Source organism: Mangrovimonas sp. sgz306409, from assembly GCF_059735265.1.
This window is the reverse complement of the sequence record NZ_JCAPEU010000022.1, coordinates 1-5970: the sequence shown is the minus strand read 5'-3', so window position 1 is coordinate 5970 and position 5970 is coordinate 1. Positions and strand designations below refer to the sequence as shown.

Genomic DNA, 5970 nt, shown 5'->3' with positions numbered 1-5970 from the left:
TTGCGGTTATATGTTGTTGTAAAACGTTTTTTAATTATTTAAATATTTATTGTTTTTAGAATATAATTCAGTCCCTTTTAGGTTTTCAAATTTAAGGTTGATTGTCGTATCCAATTTGGTGCGTTTAATAATTATTGAGTTAGTTTGTGGTCTTTTTATTATGGTATCTCCGATTTCTAAAAACTCATATAGTTTAGGGTTTTGATAAACATAGTCTAACCGCTTTTTTATTCCATCTTGGTCTAAAACAAAAATGTTACGACCACCTTCTTTGAGGTAGAATTTTTCCCTTATAATTCCATTATAAGATTCGTTATATGAGTCAAAAACCGCTTTATTAAAAAAGTCTTCTTGAGAAAACTCATTCGTTTTTAAAAACCATATAGTATTTATAATTCCGATTAAAATTAAAATCAGAAATACTAAGGGTTTATATTTTGTCCAGAATTGTTTCAAAATGTTTTACAACGGTTGGTGTAAAGATAGTTGCGTGGTTAAGCCCTCAAGATATTAAAAGTAAAAATATGTTAGGAAAGTCCGCAGGACTTTCCGATGAGCAATGGCCTAGCAATTATTTTTACACTGTGTTGTACGCAGTTTTTTTATTCCGTTAAATCAAGTTCGAAATTTGAATTATCATTGAAATTCCGTAAATGACTGTTATTATAATTATGCCGTTTTTTACTTTTTTTCCGTGTCTATTTGTCCAATTCAGATAGTCTGATTTTTTAGATTCAGACACTTTCCAATTTCCATTTGCGTATTTAAATCCGAAGTACATAATTATCGCAAAAATTGAAATTCCGATGATTGAAGTCAAAAGACTTGGTTCCATAATTAATTCTTTGCTATTAGTTTTAATTCCAAAAATTCCATTTTGATTTAGTTGACACTCCTAAAATCAGTTTTCGTGCTTGTTTTGATTCATACACAGACTTTTCATCAAATCCAACAACTTGGGATTTAAAAATCACACTCTCATCATCAGCTTCCAAAATTAGTTCTCGAAAATTCTGCGTCATTTTTTGTAATTCCTCCGAAATGTGTTCAATTTCGAGTGGTAAATCCGTGAAATTATTCCATTCCGATTTTACACTTTTAATTGCTCCGTCTAATTCATCTCGAGTCTTTTGTAAAATCAATAGTGAATATCTTAAGTCGTTATTTTTCTCTAATTCAGCCGATATTTTTTTGGTATCCTCAACGCAATAAACAACATCAAAATCTTTTCCGTTTTCGTCTTTCGGAATACTGTTGGTTTTGCCTAAATATAAATTGTAATATATGTGTTTCAAGGTCTGGTTAAATTGCGTACAACGGTTTGTGTATAGTTTCGTTGCGTGAAAATCCGCAGGATTTTCAGGTTTAAGAAACTAAGATAGCAAAGTTGCGAGGATTTTCCGTGAGGAAAATCGGAAGCAATGAATTATACACTGTGTTACCCATAGGCTTTTTATTTTAATTGGAAATGGATGTGGTCATCGTGTCGAACTGCCTGACAGCCGTGAAACCTTACTTTTTCGTTAGTTAAATTCAGCCGTGTTTTCAAATGCGGTTCGATGAACATTTTTCCTATACTATTTTGCTTTAAGATTAAATTAGCCAAATTCCGAGTTCCACTTTCTGAAAAGTCGATGTCCTTGTTAATTGTCCCTAAAGTCAGGTATTGGGGAAAGTCATATTGCCAATGTCCGTTTTTTTTGCAAACTGCACTTTGATCATATTCATTAGGTTTGGGATTTTCATAAACTCCGTATCCACTAATTGAAGGTTTTTTATTTGTTAATTGACCGTTTGGGTTTTTATATATTAATGAAACATCTATTTTCTTTCCATCATTGTGGCTCAAATGAGGTAAAAGAGGAAATTTATCAATAAACGGAAAGTTTGCATCAAGGTAGACCATTTTAATTCCGCTATTCTGATTTTCAAATTCAGTTGCCACTTGGATTAGAGTTTTATTAAGTTCTGGTCGAACATAATTTCTATTCGCGAGTTTGTAGAATATCGAATGTGCCTTTAGAAATTCCGTTTCTTTTATTTTTTCACGTCCGAAAATCGGCGCAACATTTGGAACAATCAAAAATGTTGCGATTAGATAGAGTCCAACAAAAATTCCAATCCGTTTAATCCGCCTTTTATTTGTATTTCGTTTTATAAGCAAGATTGAAACTAGGTATAAAATTCCGCCAATTTGAGTGATAATTGTTAAGAAGACGAAAATTATAATATGGAGTAGAATTCTCAAATTTAGGTGGTTTAGCTTATGGGTAACGGTTTGTGTATAGTTTCGTTGCGTGAAAATCCGCAGGATTTTCGTGTTAAGAAACTAAGATAGCAAAGTTGCGAGGATTTTCCGCGAGGAAAATCGGAAGCAATGAATTATACACGGTGTTGGCAACAGGCTTTTAGTTTGTTTTTATGGAGCCTGAACACATATCGCCTTCCTCCATCCCATTTAGCCAAATTTTTAGTTTTTCTATTCTTTCCTCTGTCAGTTCTTTTAAATAAAAAGCACGGCACATTGGATGTGATGAACCATAATAAGGTTCTTTGTAATTCGGATATTTCATTTCCAATTCTGAATCTCGAAACTTTATCCAAATTCGTTGTGATTTTTTTAAGCTTTCCACGAATATTGGGTCAGATTTATATTCTGTCAGAATCTTATTGTAAATCTCATTTAATTCTTTGTCAGTCTCATTAAATAAATCATAAGCTTCTTGATTCATTTCCGCTTGAGTTTGGGAAAAGGAATTTGAAGTCAAAATTAGAGTTAGAATTGTTATTAGTATTCTCATTTTTTAGCTTGTTGCCAACGGTTGGGCTATGGTTTCGTTGCGTGAAAATCCGCCAGGATTTTCCGCCGAAAACCGAAGATAGCAAATTTGCGAGGACTTTCCGAGAGGAAGTCAGAAGCAATGAACTATAGCCGTTGTTGTGTGTAGTTTTTTTATTTAATTTTTATAAACCCACTTCCAATTCCGTCATAATTATTGTCGGATATTTCAAGTCTTTCGTTTTCGTGAACATTTATAATTCCATTTTTAACAAAACCAACATATTGTTGGTCAATTGTTAGAAGTTTGATAAACCTTTCCATTTCTCCAGAATAAATAGAGTTTTTTAGAGTCAATTCATAAGTTCCATTTGATATTTCATTTCCATTTTCTGTAATTGAGAAATGGTAATTGTCGGTTAAAATCAAATGTATTTCTTTTCCAGTGGTTTCAGGTGTTTCTTCAAAGTAAATTAGTCCACCAGAAGTTCCAATCCAATTCCATTCTCCAACCAAATCCGAATTGCTAATTTGTGATTCATTATCAGAACTACAAGAAATAATTCCTAAAGTCAAAACAAAAATATAAATCAGTTTTTTCATAATCTCTTTTATTTCTTAGATGTTAAAATCTGAGTTTGGTTGCGTTAAATTACACACAACGGTTTGGCTATGGTTTCGTTGCGTGAAAATCCGCGAGGATTTTCCGCCGTAAACCGAAGATAGCAAATTTGCAAGGACTTTCCGAAAGGAAAGTCAGAAGCAATGAACTATAGCCGGTGTTGTGTGTAGGTGTTTTTAGTTCAGACTAGTCATTCCGAATTGGTCAATTGCTTGTTTTTTGTTCTCGGCAAGAGAAAATTTTAATTCAGTCCACGCTGTTCCTTCAATTCCTTTGAGTTCAATTCCGTTCTCCGTTTTGGTTATCGTAAATAAAAAGTCCGCAAGTTTTTCGTCCTTATTTTCTGAAACCTTTTCCAATTCAGTCATTCCGTATTCATCTACTGCTTGAGGTCGGTCGTTGTTTAAGCTAAATGACAAGTCTATCCAAGCACTTCCTTTTTCACTTTTCATTTTTATTCCGTTATCAGTTTTCTCGACGATAACCTTAAAATCTTTCAATTCAGCCTTTTTTTCTTGAGCTACCAATTCAGATGTTGCTGTTAAAAAAAGTAGTGCCATTGTGATTATCGAAAATGATTTTCTAAAGTTGATTTTTGATTTCATATCTATGGTTTTAATTTTAATTCAAGTTTTGATTCCACTTACACACAACGGTTTGTATATGGTTTGTTGCGTGGTTTAAGCACCTAATTTAGCAAATAAAAACCGAATAGAAAATCCGCGAGGATTTTCGTAAGTAGGCTAGAACTAGCAATAAATTATATACGGTGTTGTAGGTAGTTTTTATAGTTCAATTTCTCTGTAAACAGCTAATGGATTTACAGTTATTCTCGGAAAACTAGAATATCTAACAAATTGCTCAAAACCTTCAAATCCACGAAAAACTCCTCTGAAAGCTCGTTCAAAAACGATAGATTCTTCTCCTTCTTCCAAGTCTTTTCTTAAAGGGTCAAATAATTCTTCTTCTTTTTCAGGCAATGATGTTATCATTCCAAAAATTGTCATTTTTAGATTTGGTCTTGAACCATAAGAAAATGTAATATTCTCAATATCTGTTTCTACAAAATGTTCTCTTTTTAAATTTGATAATATTTCAAAACTTGGTAGATTTTCGTAAGGATAAAATCTAAAATTTATTCTGTCAGGTAGAAAAGTGTCAATGAATAATTGAATTCCATTAACTAAATATTCAGGTATTTTTCCAGTATCGTTATATTCATCAAGTAATTTTTCTAAATCATCTTCTAATTTATTAAGTCTAATATTATCTTTTGTTTTTATATTTCTATCCTTTTGACTATTGACAAGTTTCCTTTGCTTTTTTAAATCTTGAATAAGAATATCATATTGCTCCTTCTCGTCTGAATCAGCAATACTACATTCTTGTATGAATTGTGATATTGAATTAAATCTTTTTGCAATTTTTTTTAGTCTATCGTAATCCTCTATGTTTACCCAACCTGTTGCTTTTATGAATGATTTAGATTTTAACAATTCGTGCAGTTTTTCTGAATCTAGTTCCAAGTCATCTATTTTGTCTAGGTCAATATAGGATTTAGAATTATAAATGTTTTCTTGTAACTTATTTAGTAAGTTATGATGAGGAATTCTTGTAGTAGATTTACTTTCTTTATCATTCGCAGTTGCTCCGATTTTAGCTTGAAATATTTTAACGTCAACACCTAAACTTGAATTAATATCTCCACCTTCTTCAATGTTTTCAGTTGATTGAGTTATTATTCCTTCGTCCATTTGACTGTATAGTGAAATAGACTTTTGTAAGTCAAAATATAATAAATCTTTAATGGTTTTCTTCATTTTCTTAAATTACCTACAACGGTTTGTGTATAGTTTCGTTGCGTGAAAATCCGCAGGATTTTCAGGTTAAGAAACTAAGATAGCAAACTTGCGAGGATTTTCCGCGAGGAAAATCAGAAGCAATGAATTATACACGGTGTTGGCAAACGTTTTTATTTTATAAACCATTCCGTTGTTTGAGGAGGAGGAGGTGGGGGAGGAACAAGATTGTATTTGTTTGCCCATTTATTACGTTGAAATTTTGATTTATTATAAGTGTCCATAAAGGATTGCCACCATTTTTTTAAATCTGAATTTTGGTCTAATATCCTTCGCTGAGTTACTTTTGCAACATTTGTGGAGCTATTGTAGTCAATTATTAATTCGATGATATATAGGTAGTCATTAAGCCCCCAATCAGATTCCGTTTTAATCCATTTAGAGCTATAAATGGTAAACACATATTTATTTATGTCTGGATCAAAATATATGTCAGAATTTAATTCATATTCTCCGCTTTTTGATTTTTTACTTTTAATTAATGAAATAAGACTGTTTAACTTGTCAGTTTGTGCAAAATCTGATTTTATTTCTGAAAGGTTATTTTGTTCAATCAGCTTTTTAGTTTGTTCTCCGAGACTATAACTTGCTCTTATTTCGTCTAGTTTTGCCTCTTGGCAAATTCCTGCTAGTGAGATAAATAAAAAGATAGATATTAGGGTGAAGTTTTTCATTTCAAATGTTTGCCAACGGTTTGTGTATAGTTTCGT

At 31.8% G+C, this 5970-nt stretch carries 8 protein-coding genes; all 8 read right to left on the bottom strand.

Annotation, left to right across the window (positions count from 1 at the left end):
* Positions 1-30 precede the first annotated feature (30 nt).
* On the bottom strand, positions 31-456 hold the full coding sequence (locus tag AC6I5C_RS17630; RefSeq protein ID WP_497906319.1) for a hypothetical protein: 426 nt from the start codon (positions 454-456) through the stop codon (positions 31-33).
* Between the two features lie 401 nt (positions 457-857).
* The gene (locus AC6I5C_RS17625) at positions 858-1295 is read right to left on the bottom strand and encodes a hypothetical protein (RefSeq protein WP_497906318.1); all 438 of its coding nucleotides are present in this window, start codon (positions 1293-1295) and stop codon (positions 858-860) included.
* Positions 1296-1453: 158 nt separating this feature from the next.
* On the bottom strand, positions 1454-2248 hold the full coding sequence (locus AC6I5C_RS17620; RefSeq protein WP_497906317.1) for a hypothetical protein: 795 nt from the start codon (positions 2246-2248) through the stop codon (positions 1454-1456).
* A 160-nt stretch (positions 2249-2408) separates the two neighbouring features.
* A complete protein-coding gene (locus AC6I5C_RS17615) occupies positions 2409-2801 on the bottom strand; it encodes a lysozyme inhibitor LprI family protein (protein WP_497906316.1) in 393 nt (130 codons plus the stop codon).
* 152 nt (positions 2802-2953) lie between these two features.
* On the bottom strand, positions 2954-3382 hold the full coding sequence (locus AC6I5C_RS17610; protein WP_497906315.1) for a hypothetical protein: 429 nt from the start codon (positions 3380-3382) through the stop codon (positions 2954-2956).
* 195 nt (positions 3383-3577) lie between these two features.
* On the bottom strand, positions 3578-4006 hold the full coding sequence (locus tag AC6I5C_RS17605) for a hypothetical protein (protein WP_497906314.1): 429 nt from the start codon (positions 4004-4006) through the stop codon (positions 3578-3580).
* 180 nt (positions 4007-4186) lie between these two features.
* Positions 4187-5221, bottom strand: coding sequence for a DUF6414 family protein (locus AC6I5C_RS17600; RefSeq protein ID WP_497906313.1), 1035 nt, complete (start codon positions 5219-5221; stop codon positions 4187-4189).
* Between the two features lie 152 nt (positions 5222-5373).
* Positions 5374-5970, bottom strand: a 597-nt coding sequence (locus AC6I5C_RS17595) for a hypothetical protein (protein ID WP_497906312.1), incomplete at its 5' end; no start/stop codon positions are given.

Coding starts and splice junctions, on each gene's coding strand:
- AC6I5C_RS17605 (WP_497906314.1), bottom strand. CDS start 4,006: ATGAAATCAAAAATCAACTTTAGAAAATCATTTTCGATAATCACAATG.
- AC6I5C_RS17600 (WP_497906313.1), bottom strand. CDS start 5,221: ATGAAGAAAACCATTAAAGATTTATTATATTTTGACTTACAAAAGTCT.
- AC6I5C_RS17615 (WP_497906316.1), bottom strand. CDS start 2,801: ATGAGAATACTAATAACAATTCTAACTCTAATTTTGACTTCAAATTCC.
- AC6I5C_RS17610 (WP_497906315.1), bottom strand. CDS start 3,382: ATGAAAAAACTGATTTATATTTTTGTTTTGACTTTAGGAATTATTTCT.